At 67.4% G+C, this 26,511-nt stretch carries 21 protein-coding genes; 19 read left to right on the top strand and 2 right to left on the bottom strand.

Features of this window, described 5'->3' with window-relative positions; genetic code table 11:
* Positions 1 to 13: 13 nt before the first annotated feature.
* The 16 genes from KF709_14295 to KF709_14370 all read left to right on the top strand — a co-directional run bounded on the left by KF709_14295 (position 14) and on the right by KF709_14370 (position 20,702).
* Positions 14 to 2,500 (top strand): ATP-dependent Clp protease ATP-binding subunit, encoded by a 2,487-nt coding sequence (locus tag KF709_14295; GenBank protein MBX3175573.1) that lies wholly within the window; start codon positions 14 to 16, stop codon positions 2,498 to 2,500.
* 81 nt (positions 2,501 to 2,581) lie between these two features.
* The gene (gene bamA, locus KF709_14300) at positions 2,582 to 4,999 is read left to right on the top strand and encodes an outer membrane protein assembly factor BamA (GenBank protein ID MBX3175574.1); all 2,418 of its coding nucleotides are present in this window, start codon (positions 2,582 to 2,584) and stop codon (positions 4,997 to 4,999) included.
* Between the two features lie 14 nt (positions 5,000 to 5,013).
* Positions 5,014 to 5,643 (top strand): OmpH family outer membrane protein, encoded by a 630-nt coding sequence (locus KF709_14305; GenBank protein MBX3175575.1) that lies wholly within the window; start codon positions 5,014 to 5,016, stop codon positions 5,641 to 5,643.
* Positions 5,644 to 5,676: 33 nt separating this feature from the next.
* Positions 5,677 to 6,750 (top strand): UDP-3-O-(3-hydroxymyristoyl)glucosamine N-acyltransferase, encoded by a 1,074-nt coding sequence (gene lpxD, locus KF709_14310; GenBank protein MBX3175576.1) that lies wholly within the window; start codon positions 5,677 to 5,679, stop codon positions 6,748 to 6,750.
* Positions 6,747 to 8,072: a bifunctional UDP-3-O-[3-hydroxymyristoyl] N-acetylglucosamine deacetylase/3-hydroxyacyl-ACP dehydratase gene (locus tag KF709_14315; protein MBX3175577.1), complete on the top strand. Its 1,326-nt coding sequence runs from the start codon at positions 6,747 to 6,749 to the stop codon at positions 8,070 to 8,072. Before lpxD ends, KF709_14315 begins: the two co-directional genes overlap by 4 nt.
* Positions 8,069 to 8,845, top strand: a complete 777-nt coding sequence (gene lpxA, locus KF709_14320; protein MBX3175578.1) for an acyl-ACP--UDP-N-acetylglucosamine O-acyltransferase — start codon at positions 8,069 to 8,071, stop codon at positions 8,843 to 8,845. The genes KF709_14315 and lpxA overlap by 4 nt, the downstream gene beginning before the upstream one ends.
* On the top strand, positions 8,842 to 9,846 hold the full coding sequence (locus KF709_14325) for a Gfo/Idh/MocA family oxidoreductase (GenBank protein ID MBX3175579.1): 1,005 nt from the start codon (positions 8,842 to 8,844) through the stop codon (positions 9,844 to 9,846). The genes lpxA and KF709_14325 overlap by 4 nt, the downstream gene beginning before the upstream one ends.
* Positions 9,839 to 10,945, top strand: a complete 1,107-nt coding sequence (gene lpxB, locus KF709_14330; protein MBX3175580.1) for a lipid-A-disaccharide synthase — start codon at positions 9,839 to 9,841, stop codon at positions 10,943 to 10,945. Before KF709_14325 ends, lpxB begins: the two co-directional genes overlap by 8 nt.
* The gene (locus KF709_14335; protein ID MBX3175581.1) at positions 10,942 to 11,607 is read left to right on the top strand and encodes a lysophospholipid acyltransferase family protein; all 666 of its coding nucleotides are present in this window, start codon (positions 10,942 to 10,944) and stop codon (positions 11,605 to 11,607) included. The genes lpxB and KF709_14335 overlap by 4 nt, the downstream gene beginning before the upstream one ends.
* The gene (lpxK, locus tag KF709_14340) at positions 11,604 to 12,620 is read left to right on the top strand and encodes a tetraacyldisaccharide 4'-kinase (GenBank protein ID MBX3175582.1); all 1,017 of its coding nucleotides are present in this window, start codon (positions 11,604 to 11,606) and stop codon (positions 12,618 to 12,620) included. The genes KF709_14335 and lpxK overlap by 4 nt, the downstream gene beginning before the upstream one ends.
* Before the next feature lie 325 nt (positions 12,621 to 12,945).
* The gene (locus tag KF709_14345) at positions 12,946 to 13,968 is read left to right on the top strand and encodes a Glu/Leu/Phe/Val dehydrogenase (GenBank protein MBX3175583.1); all 1,023 of its coding nucleotides are present in this window, start codon (positions 12,946 to 12,948) and stop codon (positions 13,966 to 13,968) included.
* 51 nt (positions 13,969 to 14,019) lie between these two features.
* On the top strand, positions 14,020 to 14,475 hold the full coding sequence (locus tag KF709_14350; GenBank protein MBX3175584.1) for a 23S rRNA (pseudouridine(1915)-N(3))-methyltransferase RlmH: 456 nt from the start codon (positions 14,020 to 14,022) through the stop codon (positions 14,473 to 14,475).
* 62 nt (positions 14,476 to 14,537) lie between these two features.
* Positions 14,538 to 16,085 (top strand): bacillithiol biosynthesis cysteine-adding enzyme BshC, encoded by a 1,548-nt coding sequence (gene bshC, locus KF709_14355; GenBank protein MBX3175585.1) that lies wholly within the window; start codon positions 14,538 to 14,540, stop codon positions 16,083 to 16,085.
* Positions 16,085 to 17,626, top strand: a complete 1,542-nt coding sequence (gene murJ / locus KF709_14360) for a murein biosynthesis integral membrane protein MurJ (protein MBX3175586.1) — start codon at positions 16,085 to 16,087, stop codon at positions 17,624 to 17,626. Before bshC ends, murJ begins: the two co-directional genes overlap by 1 nt.
* Positions 17,610 to 19,466 (top strand): excinuclease ABC subunit UvrC, encoded by a 1,857-nt coding sequence (uvrC, locus tag KF709_14365; GenBank protein MBX3175587.1) that lies wholly within the window; start codon positions 17,610 to 17,612, stop codon positions 19,464 to 19,466. The genes murJ and uvrC overlap by 17 nt, the downstream gene beginning before the upstream one ends.
* Positions 19,467 to 19,559: 93 nt before the next feature.
* Positions 19,560 to 20,702 carry a threonine synthase gene (locus KF709_14370; GenBank protein ID MBX3175588.1) on the top strand — a complete coding sequence of 381 codons (1,143 nt, stop codon included), beginning with the start codon at positions 19,560 to 19,562 and terminating at the stop codon, positions 20,700 to 20,702.
* Between the two features lie 223 nt (positions 20,703 to 20,925).
* Here KF709_14370 and KF709_14375 read toward each other — a convergent pair whose 3' ends face one another.
* Positions 20,926 to 21,309: a group II truncated hemoglobin gene (locus KF709_14375; GenBank protein MBX3175589.1), complete on the bottom strand. Its 384-nt coding sequence runs from the start codon at positions 21,307 to 21,309 to the stop codon at positions 20,926 to 20,928.
* Between the two features lie 85 nt (positions 21,310 to 21,394).
* On the opposite strand from KF709_14375, the gene larC reads away from it, so the two are divergent.
* Positions 21,395 to 22,582, top strand: a complete 1,188-nt coding sequence (gene larC, locus KF709_14380) for a nickel pincer cofactor biosynthesis protein LarC (protein MBX3175590.1) — start codon at positions 21,395 to 21,397, stop codon at positions 22,580 to 22,582.
* 79 nt (positions 22,583 to 22,661) lie between these two features.
* On the opposite strand, the gene KF709_14385 is transcribed toward larC, so the two are convergent.
* A complete protein-coding gene (locus tag KF709_14385) occupies positions 22,662 to 25,760 on the bottom strand; it encodes a hypothetical protein (protein MBX3175591.1) in 3,099 nt (1,032 codons plus the stop codon).
* Positions 25,761 to 25,930: 170 nt separating this feature from the next.
* On the opposite strand from KF709_14385, the gene KF709_14390 reads away from it, so the two are divergent.
* Entirely contained in the window at positions 25,931 to 26,203 is a 273-nt protein-coding gene (locus KF709_14390; GenBank protein ID MBX3175592.1) for a type II toxin-antitoxin system Phd/YefM family antitoxin, read from the top strand.
* Between the two features lie 2 nt (positions 26,204 to 26,205).
* Positions 26,206 to 26,490: a type II toxin-antitoxin system RelE/ParE family toxin gene (locus KF709_14395; protein MBX3175593.1), complete on the top strand. Its 285-nt coding sequence runs from the start codon at positions 26,206 to 26,208 to the stop codon at positions 26,488 to 26,490.
* Positions 26,491 to 26,511 lie beyond the last annotated feature (21 nt).

Below are 26,511 nucleotides of genomic sequence, written 5' to 3' on the forward strand. Positions count from 1 at the left end.
GTAGAGGCGACGGATGAACGGCTACAACTTCACGGAGCGCGTACGGAAGGTTCTCGCGATGGCCCGCGAGGAGGCGGCCCGTCTGCACCACGAATACGTGGGCACGGAGCACATCCTGCTGGGGCTGATTCGCGAGGGTGAGGGCGTCGCGGCAGCGGTGCTCCAGAACCTTGCCGTGGACCTCGAGGAGGTCCAGCAGAAGATCGAGGAGACCGTCAAGAAGGGCAAAGCTGCCCAGGCGACCGGTCCCGATCTCCCGTATACCTCGCGCGCCAAGAAGGTTCTGGAGCTCGCCATGGGCGAGGCCCGCGAGCTCAACCACTCATACGTCGGCACCGAGCACCTGCTGCTGGGCCTGCTCCGCGAGGAGAAGGGCATCGCGGCCAACGTGCTGTCGGACGCCGGCGTGAACCTCGAGGCCGCGCGCGCCGAGACGCTGCGCCTGCTGGGCACGGAGATGCCGCAGGGGCAGGGCGGCCAGGCCCCGGGTGCAGCGCAGACCCCGGCCTCTGGTAAGGGCGAGAAGAAGTCCAAGACGCCGGCGCTCGACCACTTCTGCCGCGACCTCACGCAGTTGGCGGCCGAGGGCCAGTTGGACCCGACCATCGGACGCGCCAAGGAGATCGAGCGCGTGATGGAGGTGCTCTCGCGCCGCAAGAAGAACAACCCGGTGCTCATCGGCGAGCCAGGTGTGGGCAAGACGGCCATCGTCGAAGGCCTCGCCCAGCTGATTGCCAACAACGAGTGCCCGGATTCGCTGCGCGACAACCGCGTGCTCTCGCTGGACATGGCGGCCGTCATCGCCGGCACCAAATACCGCGGCCAGTTCGAGGAGCGGCTCAAGGCCGTGATGAACGAGATCGCGCAGAACAAGCAGATCATCCTGTTCATCGACGAGTTGCACACGCTGGTCGGTGCGGGTGCGGCCGAAGGCGCGATCGACGCCAGCAACATGCTCAAGCCCGCGCTGGCGCGTGGCGAGCTGCAGTGTGTGGGCGCCTCGACGCTGAACGAGTACCGCAAGTACATCGAGAAGGACGGCGCGCTGGAGCGCCGCTTCCAGACTGTGGTCGTGGATCCGCCTTCGATTGACGAGACGGTGGAGATCCTGCGCGGCCTGCGGGCCAAGTACGAGGACCACCACCGCGTCACGATCCCCGACGATACGCTGGGCATCGCCGCGAAACTCTCCGAGCGCTACATCACGGATCGATTCCTGCCGGACAAGGCCATCGACGTGATTGATGAGGCGGGGGCGCGAGCGCGCCTGGCCGCGCAGGTGCCGCCGCCGGAGGTCGCCGACCTCAAGGCCAAGCTCGAGAAGGTGAACGCGGAGAAGGACGCGGCGGTGCGCGACCAGAACTTCGAGAAGGCGGCCTCGCTGCGCGACAACGAGCGCGAGCTGCAGCAGGAGATCCGCGCCCGCCAGGAGGACTGGGAGCAGAAGCGGCAGTCCATGCGGCCGGTGCTCGGCGAGGAGGAGATCGCCTTCATCGTGAGCCGTTGGACGGGCATCCCCGTGACGCGGCTGCAGGAGGCCGAGACGGCGCGCCTGCTGCGCATGGAGGAGGAGCTGCACGAGGCCGTGGTGGCGCAGGAGGACGCGATCAAGGCGATCGCGCGCTCCATCCGCCGCAGCCGCGCGGGGCTCAAGGACCCGCGCCGGCCGATCGGCTCGTTCATCTTCTGCGGTCCGACGGGTGTGGGCAAGACGGAACTGGCGCGCGCCCTGGCCAAGTTCCTGTTCGCCGACACCTCGGCGCTGATCCGCGTGGATATGAGCGAGTATATGGAGAAGTTCTCCGTGTCTCGGCTCATCGGCGCGCCGCCGGGCTACGTGGGCTACGAGGACTCGGGCACGCTCACCAAGGCCGTGCGGCGGAAGCCCTACAGCGTCATCCTGCTCGACGAGATCGAGAAGGCGCATCCGGACGTGTTCAACATCCTGCTGCAGGTGCTGGACGAAGGCCATCTGACGGACAACTACGGCCGGATGATCGACTTCAAGAACACTGTGGTGATCATGACGTCGAACGTGGGCGCCAAGGACATCACGAAGAAGGGTACCTTGGGCTTCAGCGGCGGCAACGCCGCGCAGGACTTCGAGCGGCTTGCGGACAAGGTGAAGGAGGAGTTGCAGCACGCCTTCAACCCCGAGTTCCTGAACCGGCTCGACGACACGATCGTGTTCCACCCGTTGTCGCGCGAGCACATTGGGCAGATCGTCTCGATCCTGCTCAAGGACGTGCAGAAGCGGCTGGGCGAGGAGGAGCTGACGCTGAAGCTCACCGAGCCCGCGGTGGACTTCCTCGTCAAGCACGGCTACGACCCCAGCTACGGCGCGCGTCCGCTCAAGCGGGCCATCCAGCGCTGGATCGAGGACCCGCTCTCGGAGCGGATCCTGCTGGCCGAGTTCAGCCGTGGGGACGAGATCGAGGTGGACGTGTCGGAGGACGGGGCCAAGCTCATGTTCAAGGCCCCCGCGACCACCCCAAAGTAGGACCAGTAGGCAACCCTCGAAGCACCCTCCGGGTCCGGACGGGATGAACCTGTCCGGACCCGACCCGTGTATATTCCTCCCATGCACCGTATCTCGTTGGTGGCCATCGCCTTGCTGGCGGGGTCACCATTGCTTGCGCAAGACCCCCAACTCACCGTTGCCCGCTGCCTGACTCCGGACTCTGTCCTTGTCCGGGGCAACGCGCGCATCCCTCGCGAAACCATCATTGCGAACAGCGGGATCCGGGCCGGCAACACGCTGAGCTTCCCGCTCGTCCAGCGCGCGATTCGCGACCTGTTCGCCTCTGGCGACTTCGATTCCGTCAATGTGCAGTGCGGACTGCCGGACGGCCCCGAAGGTGCGGCGATGGTCATCACCGTGCGTGAGCGCCCGCTGCTCGGGCAGATCAACGTCACCGGCCCGGAGCGCATCCCGAAGCGGCAGGTGGAAGATCGCATCTCGCTGCTGCTGGGACGCCCGGTGGACCCCTCGCAGATTGCGCTGGCAATGCGCCGCATCGACTCGCTGTACAAGGCGGGCGGCTACTACCTGGCGCGCGTGCAGCCCGAGACGACGGTGGTGGGCGAGCGCATCAACCTCAACTTCCGGGTGAATGAGGGACGTCGGCTCGCGGTGTCGGGCCTGCGTGTCGTCGGCAGCGAGAACGTGGACCCCTCGCTGGTCACCAAGGCGATGGAGACGAAGCCGGAAGGCTTCTGGTGGTGGCGGAAGGGTGAGTTTGACGAGGACGTATACGCCAGCGACATCGGCGAGAAGATCCCGGCGCTGTATGCGCAGCGCGGCTACGTGGACTTCCAGCTGCGGCGCGACACCTTGATCGTCGACCCCGAGCGTGGCAAGGCGATGGTCGAGCTCACGGTGGAGGAGGGCGAGCAGTACCGTGTGACCGGCTTCGAGGTGGTGGGCAACCGTCACTTCACCGCCGACCAGATCGGCACGCTGTACCCGTTCCGCGACCGGGCGCCGACGCTCACCGAGCGCGCGCGGGCGTTGATCAAGCGGCGCCCGGCGGCCACCGACGTCTTTGACCGCTCGCGCTGGGACGAGGCGACGCGCGAACTGCAGACGCTCTACAACAACGACGGCTACATCTACGCGCAGATCAATCCCGTGGTGGAGCGCGACCCCACGGATTCGAACGCCGTGGTGCGCCTGCGCTGGGACATCCGCGAGGGCACGCCGGCGATCATCAACCGGGTGGACATCCTCGGGAACGACTACACGGTGGAGCAGTGCATCCGGGACCAGCTGTTCATCATCCCGGGTGACGTGTTCAACCAGGACCGGTTGATCCGCAGCTGGCAGGGCATCGGCAACATGGGCTTCTTCGAGACGCCGCTGCCGTTCCCGGATACGCGCCCCGCCAACCAGCAGGGCGACATCGACATCATCTTCCGCGTGAAGGAGAAGCGCACCGGCAACGTGAACTTCGGCGCCTCGGCGGGCCAGGGCACGGGTGTGGGCGGCTTCATCGGCCTCGACCAGCCGAACCTGTTCGGCCGCTGCAAGCGCGGCTCGATCCAGTGGCAGTACGGCCGCTTCATCAACGACTTCAACGCCACGTATCTCGACCCGTCCATCAAGGGCACGCGCGTGTCGGGCCAGGTCCAGGCCTATCACTCGCAGGCGCGCTTCCGCATCGCCGACTTCGGCCAGACGACGCGCATCGGCGGCAACACGCGCTTCGGCTTCCCGTTCCCGGAGTCGCGCTTCACGCGCGTGTTCCTCTCGTACGGGCTTGAGTCGGTGCGCTTTGGCTCCAGCGGCCTGCTGGGGACGGTGACGAACGACGGTTGCCAAGGCTGCCTGCGTTCCACGTTTGGCGTGGACCTGACGAAGGACACGCGCGTGGACATGCCCTTCGCCACGGACGGAAAGCTCCAGACGATCAGCGCGCAGTTCAACGGCGGCCCGCTGGGCGGATCGGCGAACTTCCAGCGCTACACGGCCGAGTTGCGGAATTACACACTGCTGGCGCGTCTGGGCGGCGCCAAGCCCGGCTCTTCGCCGCTGCGCCTCACGATGGGCCTCACGGCCCGCGGCGGTGCGGTGTTCGGCGACCCGGGTGACTTCTTCTGGTCACAGCAGTTCTCGCTGGGTGGCGTGCAGTTTGGCGAGCCGTTGCGCGGCTACCCCGAGTTCTCCATCACCCCGAACGGCTTCTCGACCTCGGCCGGCACGTTCAACGCGCAGCGTGAGTCCTTCGGCAGCGCCTTCTTCTCATCCACGGCGGAAGTCGGCCTGCGCTTCAACGCGAATCTCTACATCAACGTCTTCTACGACGCGGGCAACATCTGGGCGCGCCCGCGCGACTTCGATCCCACGCGGCTCTTCCGCGGCGCCGGCTTTGGCGCCTCCACGGTGAGCCCGCTGGGTCCGTTGGGCCTCGACTTCGCGTACGGCTTCGACCGTCGCGACCAGTTCGGGCGACCCGATCCCAAGTGGCAGCTGCATTTCCGTCTGGGCCAGTTCTTCTAATCCTTGGAGTAGCAATGACCGGTTTTGTTCGTGGCGCCTTCGTGGCCGCCCTGATGCTGATCACCGCCGCGCCTGCGCTTGCGCAGAAGGTCGGCTACGTGGACTCGCGCAAGATCCTGCAGGAGATGCCGGGTCGCACGCAGGCCGAGGCGCGGATGCGCGTGGGCATGGAGGCGCTGAGCGCCCGCCAGAAGGTGATGGTGGACTCGCTCAACGTGCTGATGGCCGCGTTCGAGAAGGACTCGGCGTCGCTGTCGCAGGCCGACAAGGTCGCACGCTTCACGACGCTGCAGGCGATGGACGGTCGCTACCGCGACACGCTGCAGGTGCTCGAGGAAGAGGCGCAGGGTGTCCAGGCCGAGGCAATGCAGCCGCTGTTCGACGTGATCAAGATCGCGCTCGAGGAGATCCGCCAGGCTGATGGCTACGCGATGATCTTCGACATCGGCAACCAGGCCAACGCCATCGTGGCGATGGACAAGAACCTGGACGTGTCGGACAAGGTGTTGGCGCGCATTCGTGCGATGCCGACCGCCGCCGCCCCGCGTCCGACGCCGGCGCAGCCGGCACCGAGCACGCGGCCGCCGGAACAGCAACAGCCGCAGGGGCCGGTGTCGCAGCCTACGGGCGCGCGGCGCCCGTAAGGCAACGGTCCGCTCTCGCCTCCCCACCAGGCGATGACGACTTCGGCCAGCACTGACGGTCTCCGCGCCGCGGAGGTCGCAGCGGCCGTGGGCGGCGCGCTGCAGGGTGATCCGGACCTCCGGCTCACCGGCATCGCGCCGCTCGACCGTGCGGGCCCGACGCAGGTGAGCTTCCTGGCGTCGGCCAAGTACGCGAAGGCGCTGGCCAGCAGCGGCGCGGGTGCGGTGCTGGTCTCGCAGGAACTGCTCGCGACTGAAGGTCCCTGCAAGACGCGCATCGTAGTGGCCAAGCCGCACGAGGCCATTCTCGCGCTGATCCCGAAGTTCTATCGCGCGCCGGAGCGCCCGTTCGTTGGCGTGCATCCGACCGCGCAGGTGTCAGCGGATGCCACGGTGGATGCGGATGTGTGCATCGAGGCATACGCCGTGATCGGGGCGGGCGCGAGGCTCGGCAAGGGCTGTTGGATCGGCGCGCACAGCGTGGTCGGCGACGGCGCGCAACTCGGTGCGGGCACGCGGCTCTATCCGCAGGCAACGATCTATCCCGGTGTGGTCGTAGGTGAGCGCTGCGCGTTCCACTCCGGCGCACGCATTGGCAGCGACGGCTTCGGCTACGTGTACCGCGACGGCGCGCACCAGAAGATCCCGCACGTGGGTGGCTGCGTGATCGGCAACGACGTGGAGATCGGCGCGAACACGACCATCGACCGCGGCTCGATCGACCAGACCGTGATCGGCGACGGCACCAAGATCGACAACCTCGTGCACGTGGCGCACAACGTGCGCATCGGGCGACTCTGCCTCCTGGCGGCGCAGGTCGGCATCGCCGGCAGCGTGCACGTGGAGGATGGCGTGATGATGGGCGGCCAGGTCGGCGTGAGTGGCCACCACACCATCGGTGCGCAGGCGATCCTCACGGCACAGGCAGGCGTGTTCTCGGACATCCCCGCTAAGGAGATGTGGGGCGGCTTCCCGGCGCGACCGCAGCGGCAGATGCTGCGCGGGCACGCGGCGGTCTCGAAGCTGCCGGACCTGCTCAGGAAGATCGAGCGGCTACTCGCGGAGACGCGCGACGGGACGAGCGGCGACGAGAGGCCAGGCAAGTGAGCGCACGCCGCAGCATTGCGCGCGAGGTGGCGCTGACGGGCGTTGGCCTGCATATGGGCCGAACCTGTGGCCTGCGCTTCCTTCCGGCGCCCGTGGGTAGCGGTCTCCGCTTTCGGCGGACCGACCTCGCCGGCAATCCGGAGACGCCGGCGCACCATCGTGTGGCGGTAGCGGCCGAGCGTCGCACGCAGTTGGGCGAGGGCGAGGGCGCGTTGCACACGGTGGAGCACGTGTTGGCCGCGGTAGCCGGACTCGGCATCGACGACCTTGTCATCGAGATGGACGCCGCCGAGCCGCCGATCATGGACGGCTCGGCGGAGCCGTTCCGGCTGGCGTTGGTGGAGGCCGGTGTGGTGGAGCACGGCGGGATGGCCGACGTGCTGCATCTAGCCGAGCCCGTGCGCGTGGTGGATGGCGAGTCCGTGTACGTCGCGCATCCGGCGGAGACGCTGGAGCTCGAGGTGAAGATCGACTTCGCGCATCCGTTGATCGGGGCGCAGGAGGGGCGCTGGACGGTGACCAGCGAGAGCTTCTCGCGCGAATTGTCCGCGGCGCGCACCTTTGGGATGTTGAGCTGGGTCGAGGGCCTGCGGGCCAAGGGCCTGATCCAGGGCGCATCGGCGGAGAACACCATCGTGCTCGATGAGACGGGCGTGGTGGGCACGACGCTGCGTTGGCCGGACGAGTTCGTGCGGCACAAGGCGATGGACGTGGTGGGCGACCTGGCGCTGGCGGGCTCGCGCGTGGCTGCCCGCATCACGGCGACGAAACCGAGTCACCGCGGGACGGTGACGCTGCTGCGGGAGATGCTGGCGCACGCGCGTCCGGCGTCCACCGCGGCGCCGGCCGTGGAGAAGGCCACCACGGCTGCACCCGAATCGGAGAACCGAATGCTGGGCATCGAAGAGATCATGAAGATCCTGCCGCACCGCTATCCGTTCCTCCTCGTCGACAAGATCGTCGAGATGGAGGAGCAGAAGCGGATTGTCGGGATCAAGAACGTCACGATCAACGAGCCGTTCTTCCAGGGGCATTTCCCGGGGCACCCCATCATGCCGGGCGTGCTGATCGTGGAGGCGATGGCCCAGGTGGGCGGCGTGCTATTGATGGGCACGGTGGACGACCCGGAGAGCAAGGTTGTCTATTTCATGAGCATCGACAACATCAAGTTCCGGCGGCCGGTGAAGCCGGGCGACCAGCTGCGCTTCGAGGTGGACATCGTGCAGATCCGGAGCAAGGTCTGCCGGATCAAGGGGGTGGCCAAGGTGGACGGGGCAGTGGTCTGTGAGGCCGAGATGGCCGCGATGGTCCGCGACCGATGAGCACGCGGATCCATCCGACGGCCGTGGTGGATCCCAAGGCCGAACTCGGCGCGGACGTCGAGGTCGGCCCCTGGGCCTATATCGGCCCCGACTGCGTCGTCGGTGACGGCAGCGTGATCCAGATGCGCGCCACGCTTGAGGAGCACGTGCATCTTGCGGCGCGCGTGACGGTGGGCATCGGCACGGTGCTTGGCGGCAAGCCGCAGGACCTCAAGTTCAAGGGCGAGGTCACCACTGTGGAGATCGGCGAGGGCACGACGATCCGCGAGTACGCGACGATCAACCGTGGCACCTCGGAGTCGATGAAGACCAGCGTGGGCAAGGGCTGCTTCCTGATGAGCTATGTGCACCTGGCGCACGACTGCCACTTGGGCGACGGCGTCATCATCTCCAACGGCACGCAGCTGGCCGGGCACGTACGGGTGGACGACCGCGCCATCATCTCCGGGCTCTGCGCGGTGCACCAGTTCGCGCGGATCGGGCGGCACGCATTCGTCGGCGGGATGTCGCGCATCTCCAAGGACATCCCGCCCTACGTGAAGGCAGTCGGCAATCCGGTGCAGCTCTACGGGCTGAACTCGGTGGGGCTGCAGCGCAGCGGATTTCCCGAGGCGACCATCAGCGAACTCAAGAAGGCGTACCGACTGTTCTTCCGCTCGGACTCCAACGTGGGGCAGGCGGTGGAGAAGGCGGCGAAGGACCTCAAGCCATTGCCTGAGGTGCAGGCGTTCGTGGCGTTCGTCGAGGAGAGCGCGCGGGGGATTGTCACGTGAGCGCACCGCTGCGGCTTGGCGTCGTCGGCACCGGGAGCCTCGGCTACCATCACGCGCGCATCCTGCGCGAGCTGCCGGGCATCGTCTTCAAGGGATTCTTCGAGGCCAACGAGGAGCGCGCGGGGACGGTCTCGCGCGAGCTTGGCATCCGCGCGTACCCGACGCTCGAGGCACTGCTCGGCGACGTGGACGCCGTCAGCATCGTGGTACCCACCTCGCATCACCATCGCGTGGCGATGCAGGCCTTGGAGGCGGGCAAGCACCTGCTGATCGAGAAGCCGATCACCGTGACGCTTGAGGAAGCCGACGAGCTGCTGGCGTTGGCCGAGCGGAAGGGGCTGATGGTGCAGATCGGGCACATCGAGCGCTTCAACCGGGCCATCCGCGCGGCGCTGCCGTACGTGGACACCCCGTTGTTCATCGACAGCGATCGGTTGGCGCCGTTCAACCCGCGTGGCTCGGACGTGGCGGTGGTGCTGGACCTGATGATCCACGACATCGACCTCGTGCTCACGCTGACGGGTGCGGCGGTGAAGGACGTGTCGGCGGCCGGCCTGCCGGTGCTCACGCCGAGCGTGGACATTGCCGACGCGCGCATCACGTTCGAGAGTGGCGCGGTGGCGACGATCACGTCGAGCCGCGTGTCGAAGGACCGCATGCGCAAGCTGCGCATCTTCCAGCGCAACGGCTACCTGTCGCTGGACCTCGCGGCGGGCACCGGCGAGATGTACCGCCTGCGCAGCGACGTGGACCTGGCGACGCTGGCCAAGCAGGCGCAGCCGCTGGAGGCTTTCGTGGAGCGCGTGAGCATCGACGCGCCGCAGGGTGAGCCGCTGCGCCTCGAGCTCGAGAGCTTCGTGGCTGCGCTCAAGGGTGACGCGCCGATCGCCGTCACGGGCCGTGCCGGCCGCGATGCGCTGGCCGTGGCGCTGCGGATCGTGAAGGGGATCGAGCAGGGCCTGCCCGCGCTCAAGGGCAAGCTGCCCTTCGGCAGTGCGTGAGATCCTGATCCTCGCGGGCGAGGCCTCGGGCGACCTGCACGGGGCGATTCTCGCCGAGCGATTGCAGGCGCTGAAGCCCGGGGTCCCGCTGGTGGGCACGGGTGGTGCGCGCATGCGCGCGGCCGGCGTCACGATGCTCGAGGAGCACGAGGGCGTCGTCGGCTTCGTGGAGGTGCTCAAGCACATCCCGGCGCACTATCGGCTGCTCAAGAAGCTGCAGGCGCGGCTGGCCAGCGGGAGCATCGGGCTGGTGGTCTGCATCGACTATCCCGGCTTCAACATGCGTGTGGCGTCGGCGGCGGCTTCGCTCGGGATTCCCGTGCTGTACTACATCACGCCGCAGGTCTGGGCCTGGCGGGCGGGGCGGCTCACGAAGATGGCGCAGGTGATCACCAAGGCGGCGGTGATCCTGCCCTTCGAGGAGGAACTGCTGCGCGGGGCGGGGATCGACACGACCTTCGTGGGGCACCCATTGCTGGATCGCGCGCAGTCGCTGCCCACCAAGGAAGCGGCGCGCGTGCGCATCGGGCTTCCGCCCGAGGGCGAGGTGCTGGCGCTGTTCCCTGGAAGCCGCGCGCAGGAGATCACGCGGCACCTGCACGACTTCCTGGCGGTGGCGCGAGAGCTTGAGGTGCGGCGGCCGGGACTCAAGACGGTGCTCAGCGTGGCGCCGACGATTGGTCTTCGCGATGACGACGTGCCTGTACCATTGATTCGCTCGGCGAGCTTCGACGTGCTGCGTGCGGCGGACGTGGCGCTGTGCAAGAGCGGCACGACCACACTCGAGGCGGCGGTGGCGGGCACGCCCTGTGCGATCGTGTATCGCACGAGTCGGATCTCCTATGCCATCGCACGGCGATTGGTGAAGATCGAGCACATCGGGCTGCTCAACATCGTCGCGGGGCGCACGGTGGCGCCGGAGTTCGTGCAGGACGCGTTTCAGCCGAAGGCCGTGGCGGATGCGCTGTCGCCGCTGTTCGAGGCGGGGAGCACGGAGCGCGAGGCGATGATCGCGGGCTTGGCGGACGTGCGGGCGCGGCTCGGTGAGCCGGGCGCCTCGCAGCGGGTGGCGGCGATCGCGGCGGAGATGCTCAAGTGAGTGACGCGGGCACGACGCGCGCCGAGCGACGGCAGCCGCCGGTGTCGACACGGCTCCGCCTCGCTTTGCTGCTCGGCGACCCGCTGATTCGGTTGCTTGCCTTGACCTGGCGTTACGAGATCGTGAACCGCGCGCCTGTTGATGCGCTGCGCGCCGAGCAGCGCCCGTACATCTACGCATTGTGGCACGGGCACCTGCTGGCGCTCACTTGGTACCATCGTCGGGAGGGGGTGACGACGATGATTTCCGAGCATCGCGACGGCGAGATCATTGCGCGCCTGGTGGAGCGTTGGGGGTACCGCACGGTGCGCGGGTCGACGTCGCGGGGCGCGGGGCGGGCACTGTTGGGAATGGTGCGCGAGCTGGCCGGCGGCTCGGTGTTCGCCATCACGCCCGACGGGCCGCGCGGACCGGCGGGCTCGGTGCAGCAGGGTGTGTTGGTGGCCTCGCAGAAGGCCCGCGCACCGATCGTGTCGATGCGGATGGACGTGGACCGCGCCTGGCACGCCAAGGGTTGGGACCGCTTTGCGATTCCGAAGCCGTTTGCGAAGGTGCGCATCACATACGGGGATCCTTTTGTGGCCGCGTCGGCCGACGAGGCCGAGGCGGCGAAGCTGGCGGCGGCCATTGGCCCCGCGATTCCTGCAGGGCTCGCTAAGTGAGCCGGGCGATTGAACGGATGTGGGCGCGCGATGGGGCGGGCGCCCTGCTGCTCTCGCCACTGTCCTGGCTCTTCGGTGCGGCGTCCGGCATCCGCAACTTCTGCTACGATCGCGGCCTCTTCAGGACGGCTGGCGTCGGCGCCCCCGTGGTCAGCGTGGGCAACCTGAGTGTCGGCGGCACCGGGAAGACGCCGGTCTCGGCCTGGGTCGCCGCCGAATTGCAGGCGATGGGCGCCAAGCCGGCCATCGTGATGCGCGGGTACGGCGGCGACGAGCGCCACGTCCACGCGCGTGTGAACCCGACGGTGCCGGTGGTGGTGAATCCCGACCGCGTGGCCGGCGCCGAGTCGGCGTTGGTGGACGGCGCGGACATCATCGTACTCGACGATGCGTTCCAGCATCGCCGGATGCGGCGCGACCTGGACCTGGTGCTCGTCGCGGCGGAGCAGGGGTCGGCGCATCGGCTGCTGCCAGCCGGACCGCTGCGTGAGTCACGCCTGGCGCTGCGGCGGGCTCAGCTGCTGGTCGTCACCCGCAAGTCGGCCAGCTTGGCCGAAGCCGAGGCCACGGCGGCCTCGTGGACGGCGTTCGCGGGCGCACCAGCCAGTTGTGTCATTGCCCTCAAGCCGGGCCCGCTGCGGCCGGCGGACCCCTCAGACCGCCGCGATGCCCTCGGTCTTGGGGCGCTGCGGGGCTCCCGGGTGCTGGCCATCTCGGCCATTGGCGCGCCTTGGGCCTTTGAGGCCCAGCTAAAGGAGCGCGGGGCGACCGTCGAGGGCGCCCAGTACCCGGACCATCACGCGTTTTCGGACACGGATATTGCCGTTTTGGCGACCCGCGCGGCGGCCGCGGACCTCACCGTCTGCACCCTCAAGGACGCGGTCAAGCTTGGCACCCGCTGGCCTCGCCAAGCCCCCCCGCTGTGGTATCTTTCACAGGTTGTCGAGGTCGAGCGAGGCGCGCCCGTGATGCGAGAGGCGCTGCATCGTCTGGTTTCGGCACGGACGTCCTAAACACACCCATTTTCCGGCCCCCGGACCGGTTTCAACCCAGCACATGGCTGACCTGCGCCTCCCCACGACCCCGATTGTCCGTCCTGACAAGGACCGCTTCCTGAACGAAGAGAATCCCTTCGAGGCGATGATGTCGCGCTTCGACCGGGCCGCCGAGCTATTGGACCTGGAGCCCGGCCTGTACAAGGTGCTCCGCAGCGCCGAGAAGGAAATCACGGTGTCGATTCCCGTGCTGATGGACAACGGCGAGGTGGAGGTCTTCACCGGCATCCGCGTGCTGCACAACACGTCGCGCGGGCCGGCCAAGGGCGGCATCCGCTTCGACATGAACGTCAACCTCGACGAGGTGAAGGCGCTGGCCGCCTGGATGACGTGGAAGTGCGCCGTCGTGAACATCCCCTTCGGCGGTGCCAAGGGCGGCGTGATCTGCGACCCGCTCAAGATGTCGGTCGGTGAGCTGGAGCGTGTGACGCGCCGCTACACCTCGGGCTTGATCTCCACCCTGGGCCCGGACAGCGACGTGCCGGCGCCGGACGTGAACACGAACGAGCGCGTGATGGCCTGGCTGATGGATACCTACTCCATGCACGTGGGCCACACGGTGAACGCCGTGACCACGGGCAAGCCGGTGGAGATGGGTGGTTCGCAGGGCCGTCGCGAAGCCACGGGCCGCGGCGTGATGTTCACGGCGCTCGAGGCGCTGCAGCATCTCAAGATGGACGTGAAGGGCGCCACGGTGGCGGTGCAGGGCTTTGGCAACGTGGGCTCGGTGGCCGCGCAGCTGATGCAGCGCGAGGGCTGCACGGTGGTCGCCATCAGCGACCGCACGGGCGGCTACCACAACCCGAAGGGCATCGACGTCGACGACGCAATTGCCTATGTGCGGAAGCACCGCTCGCTCGAGGGTTACAACAAGGGCGACGTCATCACCAACGAGCAGTTGCTGGAGCTCGAGGTGGACGTGCTGATCCCGGCGGCGCTGGAGAACGTGATCACGACCAAGAACGCCAAGAACATCAAGGCGAAGATCATCTGCGAGGGCGCCAACGGCCCGACGACGGCCAAGGCCGACGCGATCCTCGACGAGAAGGGCGTGTTCGTGATCCCCGACATCCTCGCCAACGCCGGCGGCGTGACGGTGAGCTACTTCGAATGGGTGCAGAACCGCGGTGGCTACTACTGGGATGAGCCGACGGTGAACGACCGACTGCGCAACATCATGGTGAACAGCTTCCACGACGTGCTGAAGCTGTCGGAGCAGCACAAGGTGAACATGCGCACGGCGTCGTACATGGTCGCCATCAGCCGCGTCGCGACGGTGCACCGTCTGCGTGGCATCTACGCGTAAGGGTCGCGTCCCGGCGCTGCAGGGGCGACGGGGGGCGGCGTGAAGGTCGTGGTGGCCGCCGTGGGGAAGCCGCGTGATGCGGCGCTCGCGGCGGCCATCCGTCATTATGAGGAGCGCGCGGCGCACTACTGGCCGCTGCAGATCGTTGAAGTGAAGGAGGAGTCGGCGGGCCGCACGACGCCGGCGCAGGTGATGGCGAAGGAGACGAAACGCCTGTTGGCACGCGTTCCGGCCGGGGCCACGTTGGTGCTTTGCGATGCCCAAGGCGGCCAGTCGCTGAACTCGGAGGCCTTCGCCACGCGGTTGCAGGCCTGGCGGGAGGAGGCGCGGGACGTGGTCTTTGTGATCGGCGGAGCCTTCGGCGTGGATCCGTCCATCCGCGAGGCCGCGCGGTTGCGACTGGCGTTGGCACCGTGGACGCTGCCGCACGAGTTGGCGCGGCTGGTCTTGACTGAACAGTTGTATCGCGCGGGCACGATCCTGCGCGGCGAACCCTACCACAAGTAGCGATCGATGCCTTCAGTGTCCCTTGTCGCAGCGCGATGTCGTAGGTCCGAGGTGAGGTCCGCGTGAGCGCGCCCCGCATCGTGACTGAAGTGCTCGGCGGAGGCCCGCTGTCGCGGGCCATTCAGGACGGGCAGACGCCAGCGGACTGGACGCCGACACGCCCCGTGGGCGCCAGCGCCTGGAAGGCGCACGCCGAGGCCGTGCGCAGTGAGTTTGCCGCCAGCCGCTGGCTTTCTGGGCTGCGTCCTGCGCTTGATCCCTCGGGTGCCGCCGCCGAGCGGCTCGAGCGCGTTGCCGCGATGAATGGCATCGTCGTCACGACGGGGCAGCAGCCGGGCCTCTTCGGCGGGCCGATGTACACGTTGCTCAAGGCGCTGAGCGCGCTGGCGCTGGCGGACCGCATCGAGCGCGAGACGGGCATTCCCGCGGCGCCGGTGTTCTGGGCCGCCACGGACGATGCCGACTTCGCCGAGGCGTCTTGGACGGCGATTGCCGAGGAGGGCGCCGTGCGCCGCCTGGCGATTCCGCGGCGCGGCAAGGAAGGCGTGGTGATGGCCGAGATGCCCTTGGGCGACACGGCCGAAGAGTTCGAGCAGTTGGTGGCGGCGGCTGGGTCGGCGCCGCACGCTGCCATCCTGGACTCACTCAAGTCGGCCTACCAACCGGACGTGAGCATCGGCGGCGCGTATGTGCGCTTCCTGCGCTCGCTGCTCGAACCGCACGGCATCGCGGTCTTGGACTCTTGGCATCCGGCCACGCGCGCGGCCGCGCGTCCGACGCTGGTTGAGGCGCTGCGACGCGCGGCGAGCATCGACGAGTCGCTGGCGCTGCGGATGGTCGCTATCGAGCGCGCCGGCTTCCGCCCACAGGTGGCGCGTGTGCCGCGGCTGTCGCTGGTGTTCCGTGCGGTGGCCGGTGTGAAGGAGCGCGTGCCGATCAACCAGGCGGCTGACGTGGCGCAGCGCGCGGACTCCATCCTTTCGGCCAACGTGCTGCTGCGGCCGGTGGTGGAGCGTCGCATCCTGCCGACGGTGGCGTACGTGGCTGGCCCGGGTGAGATCGCGTACTTCATCCAGGTGAGTGCCGTGGCGGAGGCGCTGGGTATCGCGGCGCCGCTTGTGGTGCCGCGCTGGTCGGCGACGGTGGTGGAGCCGAATGTGGATCGTCGGCTCGGTCGCCTCGGGATGGTGCTCGAGGATCTCAAGACGCCGCACGATGCCGAGCGGCGCATCGGCGACCGCGCGATGCCCGCCGAGATGCGTGCCGCGCTCGAGGGTCTGCGCGCCGACCTTGGTGAGCGGCTGGGTGCACTGAGCCAGGCCTCCGCGTCAATGGACCACTTGGTGCCCGAGCGCGTGCTCGAAGGCGCGCGGCACCAGATGCTGCATCGCGTGGACCGCTTGGAGCGTCGCCTGCGCGCGGCGGCCCGTGCGCGCTCGGTGGAGGCCGTAACCGACCTCGCCACAGTGCGTGCCTCATTGATGCCCGAGAACCAGCGGCAGGAGCGGCGCTTGAACCCGATTCCGATGCTCGCGCGGCACGGCGACTTGCTGCTGGCGCAACTCAAGGCCGGCGCCGCGATGCACGCGGGGACCCTGGTCGGCGGCTGATGGCGACCGGCGGCGCGCGTCTCGTCGCAGCCGGGATCCTGCTCAGCCGGCTCTTCGGCCTCGTCCGGCAGCGCGTTACGGCGCACTTCCTCGGGACGGGCTTGGCCGCGGATGCGCTCGCCGCCGCGTTCCGCATTCCCAACCTGCTGCAGAACCTCTTCGGCGAGGGCTCGCTCTCGGCGTCGTTCATTCCCGTGTACTCGCGGTTGCTGGCGGAGGGGAAGCGCGATGAGGCGGGGCGGGTCGCGGGCGCGGTGCTCGCGCTGCTGGCGCTGCTCGTCTCGCTCGTGGTGCTCGTGGGTGTGCTCGGCGCGCAATGGTTGGTGGACCTCGTGGCGCCTGGCTTCGATGGTGCCGCACGCGAGCTCACCATCTCGCTGGTGCGGATCATCTTCCCTGGGCTGGGGCTGCTCGTGCTCTCGGCCTGGTGCCTCGGCATCCTGAACGCGCACCGGAAGTTCTTCCTGTCGTATGCGTCACCGGTGCTGTGGAATGTGGCGATCATTGCCGCGCTGATTGTCGGTGGGCGCTCGACCGTGTGGTCCGACCCCGCGGAGCTTGCCGTGCTCGTGGCGATGGCGAGCGTGGTTGGCGCCTTCCTGCAGTTCGTGATCCAGTTGCCGCCAGTGCTGCGCGTCGAGAAGTCGATGCGCTTCAGGGCCGGCGATGCGGCGGGCGAGGTGCGGGGGATCGTGCGCGCCTTTGGGCCGGCGGTGGGCACACGCGGCGTGGTGCAGGTGAGTGCCTACGTGGACACGATCATCGCGTCGTTGCTTGGCGCCGGTGCGCTGGCGACGCTGTCGTATGCGCAGGCCATCAGCCTGCTGCCGGTGTCGCTGTTCGGGATGTCGATTGCGGCGTCGGAGCTGCCGGAGATGTCGGGCGCAACGGGGGACGAGACGCTTGTGCACGAGAAGTTGCGCGCGCGGTTGGAGAGTGGGCTCAAACGCATCGCCTACTTTGTGATTCCGTCCGTGATTGCCTTTGTGGCCTTTGGCGGTGTGCTGGCAGCAGCTGTTTATCAGGGCGGGGCGTTCACGAAGACGGACGCGCAGTGGGTCTGGGGTGCGCTGGCCGGCTCGGGCGTTGGGTTGCTGGCGAGCACGATGGGGCGCCTCTACGCCTCGGCGTCCTTTGCGTTGCGCGACACGCGGACGCCATTTCGGTATGCGTCGATCCGTGTCGTGCTGGCGGCGGTACTCGGCGGCACGTTGGCAGTCGGACTGCCGCGCTACCTGGGTGTGGACGGACGCTGGGGCATCGCGGCGCTGACTGCGGCGAGTGGTGTGGCCGGCTGGGTGGAGTTCCTGCTGCTCCGTGCGGCGATTGGCCGTCGGATCGGGCAGGTCGGCGTCTCGTTCCTCCTGCAGGCCAAGCTTTGGGCCTGCGCGATCGGCGCCGCGGTTGTCGGCCTCCTCTCGGTGCGGACCGTACTCGACCGTCACCCGGTGATTGTGGGTGTCGCAGTCTGCGGCGCGTACGGGTTGAGCTATCTGCTGCTGACGCGGCTGCTGCGGGTGGACGATGCCCGTCGCGCCTGAACGCGTCGCGACCAAGCTCGCGCATCTCCCCGACGAGCCCGGCGTCTATTTCTGGAAGGACGCCGAGGGGACGATTCTCTACATCGGCAAGGCGAAGAAGCTGAAGCCGCGGGTGCGCTCGTACTTCGGCAGCGAGCATTGGGAGAGCCCCAAGACGCGGCGCCTGGTGGAGCGCATCGCCGACCTCGAGACGATCGTGGTGCCCGACGAGGCGCACGCGCTGATCCTTGAGCAGAACCTCATCAAGGAGCATCGCCCGAAGTACAACGTGATGCTGCGGGACGACAAGACGTATCCGTACATCAAGGTCACGGTGCAGGAGGCGTATCCGCGTGTGTTCGTGACGCGCCGGCTTACCAGCGACGGCGGGCGCTACTTCGGTCCCTACACTGACGTGTCGGCGATGCGGCGCGCGCTGGACGTGGTGAAGCGGATCTTCACGGTGCGCAGCTGCCGCTACGACATGCCGAAGGAGATGCCGGAGCGGGCCTGTCTCGACTACCACATTGGCCGCTGCAAGGCGCCCTGCGTGGGGCTGCAGTCGCAGGCGGACTACCAGGCGATGATCGACGAGGTGGTGGACTTCCTCGACGGCCGCACGGACGATGTGGTCAAGCGCGTGAAACAGAAGATGGATGAGGCAGCGGAGGCGCTGGACTTTGAGCGGGCGGCCGAACTGCGCGATGCGGTGACGCGGCTGCAGAGGCTTGAGGAGCCGACAGCGGTGTTGGAGGTCGAGGGCGGCGATCGCGATGTGATTGGCTACGCGCGGGACGGCGATGACGCGGCGTGTACTCTGCTGCGCATTCGCGGCGGCAAGATGGTCGCGCGGGAGCATCGATTCCTTGAAGGCGTCGAGGGCGAGCAGGACGGGCAGGTGCTGGCGACCTATCTCGTTGGCTCGTACCTCAAGGCACCGGCGCGTGCGCGAGAGCTGCTGATTCCCTTCGACTTCGAGGATCGCGAGGCCTTCGAGCAGGCGCTGGCAGGCGAGGCTAAGGTGCTGGCGCCGCAGCGTGGGCCCAAGCGTGACCTGCTGGACCTGGCCGAGCAGAACGCGCGGCACTTGCTGGAGGAGTTCAAGCTCGCCGAGCAGGAGACGGACGAGCGGGCGGCGGATCCGATCTACGAGCTGGGGCAGGCGCTGGGGATGGTGAAACTGCCGCGGTCGATCATCTGCTTTGACAACTCGACCTCGCAGGGCAAGGACAGCGTGGGTGGGATTGTGTGGTTCGAGAACGCGCGGCCGCGGCGGTCGGAGTACCGGACGATGCGGGTGAAGACGGTGGACGAGGCGCACGGGCCCGACGACTTCCAATCGATGCGCGAGGTGGTGGGGCGGTACTTCAAGCGGCGGCTGGAGGAGAAGAGGCAGCTGCCGGACTTGATCGTGATTGATGGCGGGAAGGGGCAGGTGAGCGCGGCCGATGAAGCGCTGCAGGAGCTGGCGCTGCAGGAGCCGACGCTCGGATTGATTCCGTTGATCGGCTTGGCCAAGCGCGAGGAGGAGGTGTTCGTGCGCGGGCGCTCCGAGCCTTTGCACCTGTCTCGGCGTTCTCCTTCGCTGCGCCTGCTGCAACAGATCCGGGATGAGGCGCATCGGACGGCGGTGACGTACAACCGGAAGCGGCGGACGATGCGGACGGTGACGTCGGAGCTGCTCAAGATCCCGGGCGTGGGGCCGCAGAAGCGGCGGGTGTTGCTGCAGGCTTTCGGATCGCTGCAGGGGGTGAAAGAGGCTTCTGTTTCGGATATTGCTGCGTTGGAAGGGTTCTCGGAGGCTTCGGCGAAGCGGATACTGGAGGCCTTGCTAAGGGATACGGGAGAAACGCAGTCGTAAGTTGTAAGTTGTGAGTTGTAAGTCTTTTGGATGCGAGATGCGGGGCGTTGTTTCTCATTACTCACGACTCATGACTCACCACTGCTTTTTATGATGACCTGGTCCCTCCACTGCAGCGTCTGCCCCTACTCCCAGGCTGACGGCAGCCGCCTCGCCTCGCTTTGCCCCGATTGCGGGCAGCCGCTCATGGTTTCGTATGCGAAGCCTGTGTCTCGCTCAGCCGTTGGCACCGATGCCTCGCTGTGGCGATACCGTGCAGCGCTTCCGCTGCTGGATACGGAGCAACCGGTCTCCCTCGGCGAGGGGATGACTCCGCAGGTCGAGTTGCCGCACTTGGCGCGCGAGATCGGCGTGCGGCGGCTGTGGGTAAAGGACGAGGGCATCAACCCGACGGCGAGCTTCAAGGCGCGCGGCCTCATGATGGCGGTGACGCGGGCCAAGCATCTCGGCCTGCCGGGCGTGTGCGTGCCCACGGCCGGCAATGCCGGCATCGCGTTGGCGGCCTATGCGGCCGCGGCCCAGATGCCGTGCCGGATCTACGCACCCGACACCACGCCGCCGCCGATCCTGGGCTCGATACGTGCGCTGGGGGCCGATCTGCAGACGGTGCCGGGACATATCGGTGACGCCGGCAAGGCAACGATGGCCTTCGCGAAGGAGAGCGGCTACTTCAACGTCGCTACGGTGCGCGAGCCGTATCGCGTGGAAGGGATGAAGACGATGGGCTACGAGGTCGCGGACCAGCTCGGTTGGCGGTTGCCGGATGCGATCGTGTATCCCACGGGCGGTGGCGAGGGGACGATCGGAATCTGGAAGGCCATCAATGAGATGATCGGCTGGGGCTGGCTGCCGGCAGACACGGCCAAGCCGCGGATGTTCATCGCGCAGGCGGCCGGCTGTGCGCCGCTGGTGCGGGCCTTCGCAGCGGGTGAGGAGAAGGCGACGCCGTGGGAGAATCCGTCCACGCACGCGAGTGGCCTTCGTGTTCCGGGCCCGCTCGGCGACCGGCTCACCTTGAAGGCGTTGCGTGAGAGCAAGGGCGACGCCGAGGCCGTTTCTGAGGAGCGGATCAAGGCGAGCACGTTTCTGCTGGCCTCGCGCTCTGGTATTGACGCGGCGCCAGAGGGCGGCGCGGCGCTCGAGGCCACGCGCCAGTTGGTTTCGTCTGGGCGGCTCGCTGCGGACGCCGAGGTTGTGGTGTTCAACACTGGCTCCGGGGCGAGTTACCGCTGGTAGGGTTGGATTGGAGCGCTGAAGTTTTGCCACAGAGGCACAGAGACACAGAGGGTTCACTGCGCACGTTGGCCTCTGCGTCTAGAGTAGCGGCAACTTCTAGGGGGGCTCGGCGAACAGGTCTGTCCGCCAGGCCCCCCTAGGTGTGTCTCAGAGCTCGTGCACGGAGGGTCCGTCGGCCACATACCCCTCTGTGTCTCTGTGCCTCTGTGGCAACACCAGTTTGCTATCTATTGAGCATATGCCCAGCCAACGGGCGCAGTCTCTCCATCAGAAACACGCGCAGCTCATCGGGCATATCGCCGGCAGCAATGGCGCGCTCCATGCACCAGAGCCACTGCTCGACCTCACGCCGGCCAATCGCAAAGGGCAGGTGCCGCGCTCGGAGCATCGGGTGGCCGTACTTCTCGACATAGAGTTGCGGGCCGCCGAGCCAGCCGCTGAGGTAGAGGAAGAGCTTCTCGCGTGAGGCCTTGAGGCTCGCGGCGTGGAGGGCGCGCACGTCGGCGGCCTCGGGCGAGGTGTCCATCAGGTCGTAGAAGCGCTCCACAAGTTGGCGGACGCCGGCTTCGCCGCCGATCAAGGCGTAGGGCAGGTTCTCTGGGCCAATGGCGGTCACAGCTGCAATCTAGTGGACCGCGCCCTGGAGCTTGGCGGCATTCTCGCGCGGCGCGCGGGCGCTAGATTTGCCGCGTATGACCCGCATCGCCATCCTCGACCCCATGTCCGGCATCGCCGGCGACATGTGCCTCGGCGCGCTCATCGACTGTGGGCTCGATGAGTCGTTCATCCGCGAGCTGCCGCAGACGCTCGGCATCGTCGACATCGGCGTGAAGATCGAACGCGTGAGCCGCGGGCAGATTGCCTGCACCAAGGTGGACTTCACGATCCCGCCGCAGCCGCACGGGCGGCACCTCAAGCATATCAAGGCGATTGTCGAGGCGACGCCGGCGCCGGAGGCGGTCAAGCAGAAGGCGATTCAATGCTTCACGCTGATCACCGAGTGCGAGGCGGCGATCCATGGGACCACGGTGGAGAAGGTGCATCTGCACGAGGTCGGCAGTGTGGACGCGATCCTTGATATCGTCGGGACGATCTGGGGACTCGAGAAGCTCGGCGTGAAGCACGTGTACTGCGGCACGATCCCGCTGGGCGATGGCTTCGTGGACACGCAGCACGGTCGCATGGCGGTGCCGACGGCGGCGACGCTGCGGCTGCTGGAGGGCCTGCCGGTGCGGCCGGGGCCGGAGGGGTCGGGCGAACTCGTGACGCCGACGGGCGCGGCACTCGTGCGCGTGTTGAGCGAAGGCACGGCGCCGGGAGAGTACTACGTCGCCGCGAGTGGATATGGCGCCGGAACGAAGGACTTTCCAAATACCGCGAACGCCCTGCGCATCGTCCTCGCGGATGCCGTCCTCTACGAGGACCTCGCGCAGCCCGCGCACATGGTTCCCCTGCCGACCGTGAGTGTCATAGTCGCGGATCTCGACGACAGCACTGGCGAGGATGCCGCACAGGTTGCCGAGCTGCTACGCAGCGCTGGCGCCCTCGACGTCGTGCTTCTGCAGAGCATCATGAAGAAGGGACGACCGGGCATCCGCATCGAGGTGCTCTCCAATCCCGGAGACCAGCATCGCCTAGGGCAGCTGCTGCTTCGGGAATCCACAACCATCGGTGTCAGGTCGTATACGGCGACTCGGCAAGAGCTTCCCCGAGAGGAGAGAGTCGTCCAGTTGCTCGGCCACAATATTCGGGTGAAGGTGGTGACATTGCCGGACGGGTCGACTCGGGCAAAGCCAGAGGCCGACGATCTGAGGCAATTGGCGGTGACAACGCGCAAGAGCCTTCCCGCCCTTCGCAACATGCTCGCGAAGCTGCTGTAGTCCGTTCAGCGTGCGTCCCAGGCCGAAATACAGAGGGCACCGGCGCGAACCGATGCCCTCTGTGCCTCTGTGGCAAACCTCAGCGCGCCATAGCCTGCTGATACTTGGTCCGAAGCGCAGCAAGCTCCCCCCGCAGCACCACCAACCGCTGCTTGGCGTCGTTCCCAACCTTCTGGTCCGCCCGCATCATCGCGCCGTAGAGATACCCGATGTGCGCCGACAGCCCGGGTCGCCCATACCGCCACGGCTGACCACGGATCTCCTCGCGTAGCGGTTCCAACCGCGCCTTCGCGGGCCCGGAGGCAACACGGTACGCCTCCTCGAACTCGGCCACGAAGGTATTCATCTCCGTCACCAGGTCGCGCACGGCGAGGTTGTGGTCCAGCAGCTCCTGCATCACCGCGATCGTCACGCCGTCCGCCACGATGCGCGGGTCCGGCTTGATGGACAGCGGCTGCGTGGCGCTCCACGAGCCTGAGGTCAGGCGCACCCGGTACTCGCCAGGGACGATCGTCGGCCCGTTGCGACCGCTGCGCGCCGGGCTGGCCGGGTCGTAGGGGCCAGCGAGCGAGAGGTCCCAGGTGAAGCGGTTGTGGCCCGCAGCTGCCGGTAGCCGTGGCGTGCCGATCCGTTCCCACATCGGGCCTCGCATCGAAGGCTCGGCGGGCTCCACCCAGCGCTCGCCGCTCGCCGAAGACGAGAAGCGACGCACCACCTCGTTGCGCGCGTTCAGAATCTCGAGCGTCACCTCACCCTGCGGCGCCGACTTGAAGAAGTAGTCGATCACCGCGCCGGACTGCGGATACTCGGGATCCACCGCGGCTTCGCGGGCGCTCTCGAGCCCACCAAAGCCCGCGCGATAGCGCATGCGGTAAGCGACATCGGGCTTGAACAAGTGCGCATCGGCATTGGCCAGCCGCGCCGAGGCCTCATGCAGCGGCGTCACGTTGTGCATGATCCAGAACGAACGTCCCTGCGTGGAGATGATCACGTCCTTGCGATGCACCTTAAGGTCCGTGATCGGCGTGTTCGGCAGGTTGAGCTGCAGCGACTGCCAGTTGGCACCGTTGTCGAACGAGACGTACATCCCGAACTCGGTGCCGGCGTAGAGCAGGCCCTCGCGGTCGGGATCCTCGCGCACCACGCGCGTCGGCTCGTTGGCGGGGATGCCGTTCCTGCCGTTCGTCAGGAGCGTCCAGGTCTTGCCGTAGTCGTCCGTCTTGTAGATGTAGGGCTTGAAGTCGCCCAGCAAGTAGCGGAGGACCGTGTAGTATGCCGAGCCGCGACGGTGCGGGGACGGCTCGATGTTCTGCACGCGGCCCCCCATCTCGAGGCCGGGCGGATTGATCTTGGTCCAGCTGCGGCCGTCATCGCGCGTCACGTGGAAGGGGCCGTCGTTCGCGCCCACCCAAATGACACCCTTCTCCAGTTGCGACTCGCGGATGGCGTAGAGCGTGGAGTAGAACTCCTCGCCAGTGTTATCCACTGTGATGGGCTCGCCCGAGTACGTGTTCCGCGTGTGCGGCGGATTCCAGGTGAGGTCAGGCGAGATCGTCTCCCAGGTCACGCCCTCGTCGCGCGTGCGGTGCACGTGCTGAGAGCCGTAGTAGAGCACACCTGGGTCGTGCGGCGAGACTTCCATCGGCGACACGCGCTGGAAGCGCAGGATCAGCGAGGCCGTCGAGTTGCCATAGAGCGACTGCGCGCCGACCCAGTAGTGCTTCTCCTGGCCCGTGCGGATGGACATGCGCGAGTACTGACCCTTGCAGGAGCCGTAAACAGTATCCGGGTTCACAGGGTGCGGCATGATGGGCCCAGTCTCACAGCCCGGTCCGGTGCTCCAGCCCTGCATCGGATCGTCGAGCCCACCGTTCGCCACCGGAATCGACGGGACGATCAGCGTCGAGTTGTCCTGCTGCGCGCCGTACAGCCGGTACGGGAACTGATTGTCCACGTAGACCTGATAGATCTCCGCCGTCGGCTGGTTGTACTGCGTGCTCCAGGTGCGACCGCCGTTGATCGATACATTCACGCCGCCGTCATTGGCTTGGATCATGATGCGGCCGTTGTTCGACGGATGCACCCAGATGCCGTGGTTGTCACCGTGCGGCGTGCTGAAGCGCTGCCAGTTCGCTCCACCATCCGAGCTCTTGAAGTAGCCCTCGGCGCCCGCATACACGACGTCCGCGTTGGTCGGGTCGGCGTCTAGCGTCGTGTAGTAGAAGGGGCGCGTGATCAGCTGCGGATTGCCCGAGACCAGGCGGAACGATCCGCCAGCGTTGTCCGAGCGATACAGGCCGCTGCCGGGCTTCGCCTCCATCAACACGTACACGCGGTCTGGCGAAGCCGCCGAGACGGCGATGTTCGACTTGCCGACGAGTTCGTTTGGCAGACCACCCGCAAGCTTGGTCCAGGTCGCGCCGGCATCCATCGACTTGTAGATGCCACCCTCGCGCGCACCCGAGATGATCGTCCACGGCTTGCGCTCGGCGCGCCACATCGCGGCGTACACGATGTTCGGGTTGGTCGGATGGATCTCGACGTCCACCGCGCCAGTGGAGTCAGACACGTAGAGCGTGCGCTCCCAGGTCCGGCCGCCATCGCGTGTGCGATAGATGCCGCGCTCGTTGTTGGGCTTGAACGGATTGCCGATGGCCGCGACGTAGGCGATGTCGGGATTAGTCGGATGGATCCGCACGCCACCGATATTGCCGACGTCCTTCAGTCCGATGTGCTGCCAGGTCTTGCCCGCGTCGGTGGACTTGTAGACGCCATTGCCGATCGAGACGTTCGAGCGGTAGCCGTCCGAGCCGGTGCCCACGTAGATGATGTTCGGATCGGAGTCCGAGACGTCCATGTCGCCCATCGAGCCGACGCTGATCTGCCCGTCGGAGACGTTGGACCAATTGGCACCGGCATCGGTGGTCTTCCAGATGCCGCCACCAGTGGACCCGAAGTAGAACGTGAACGGGTCCTGGTTCACGCCCGTGACCGTGGTGACGCGTCCACCGCGGGCCGGGCCGACCATGCGCCAACGGAGCTGGCCGAAGGTCGATGCAGGGACATGGGCGGTGGCCTGCGAGGCGCTGCGGGCCGGAGCCTGAGCGTTGAGGAGGGCAGGGCCGGCAAATGCGGCCAAGGCGAGAACTGAGAGCGCGCGGTGGGCGGGTCGCATCATCAGGGCTGAGCGGGAGTGAGTATTGGCGCCGACTGGTGCGGCGCGCGGCCAGAAGAACATACGCGGAGACGGTGGCAAGCGTTCGATGCAACGCGCAACGATAGGCTTGCACGGGCTGTAGGCTCTCGGTACACTATTCCGTACAGAATTCAGGAGCCCTCGTGTCGAAGATGAAGCCCTCCCGCGATATCCAGCCGGTCACCGAGTTCCGAGCGAACTCCGCCCAGGTCATTCGGCAGGTCCGCGAGACCGGCGCTCCCGTGTTCCTGACCCAGAACGGGCGGGGCGCGGCCGTGCTCCTCGACGTTGAGTCCTACGAGGCGATGATCGAGGAACTGGAGCTTCTTCGAGACATCCGCACCTCCGAGGCCCAGCTGGCCACCGGAAAGGGCCGCAGTCACTCCACGGTCGCGAAGTCGCTCAAGGCGCGGCTTGCCCGGTGAATGTGACCTGGTCGCCGCTCGCCGAGCGGCAGGCCGAGGAAGCGTACGAGTACATCGCGCGGGATCGGCCTGACGCGGCCAGAAAGTGGCTAACGGAGCTGATTGACCGCGTGGACGGCCTGCATCGGTTCCCGCGCCGGGGCAGAGTGATCCCCGAGATCGGCCGACCGGACTATCGGCAGATCCTACATCACCCCTACCGGGTCATCTACGTCGTTCGCGAAGGCCGTGTGGAGGTTCTGGCGGTCCGGCACCTGCGTCGCGACTGGTCGACGCTTTCGAGGTAGTCTCTTGGTTCTGTGAATTGA

Source organism: Gemmatimonadaceae bacterium, assembly GCA_019637445.1.
Lineage (GTDB): Bacteria > Gemmatimonadota > Gemmatimonadetes > Gemmatimonadales > Gemmatimonadaceae > Pseudogemmatithrix.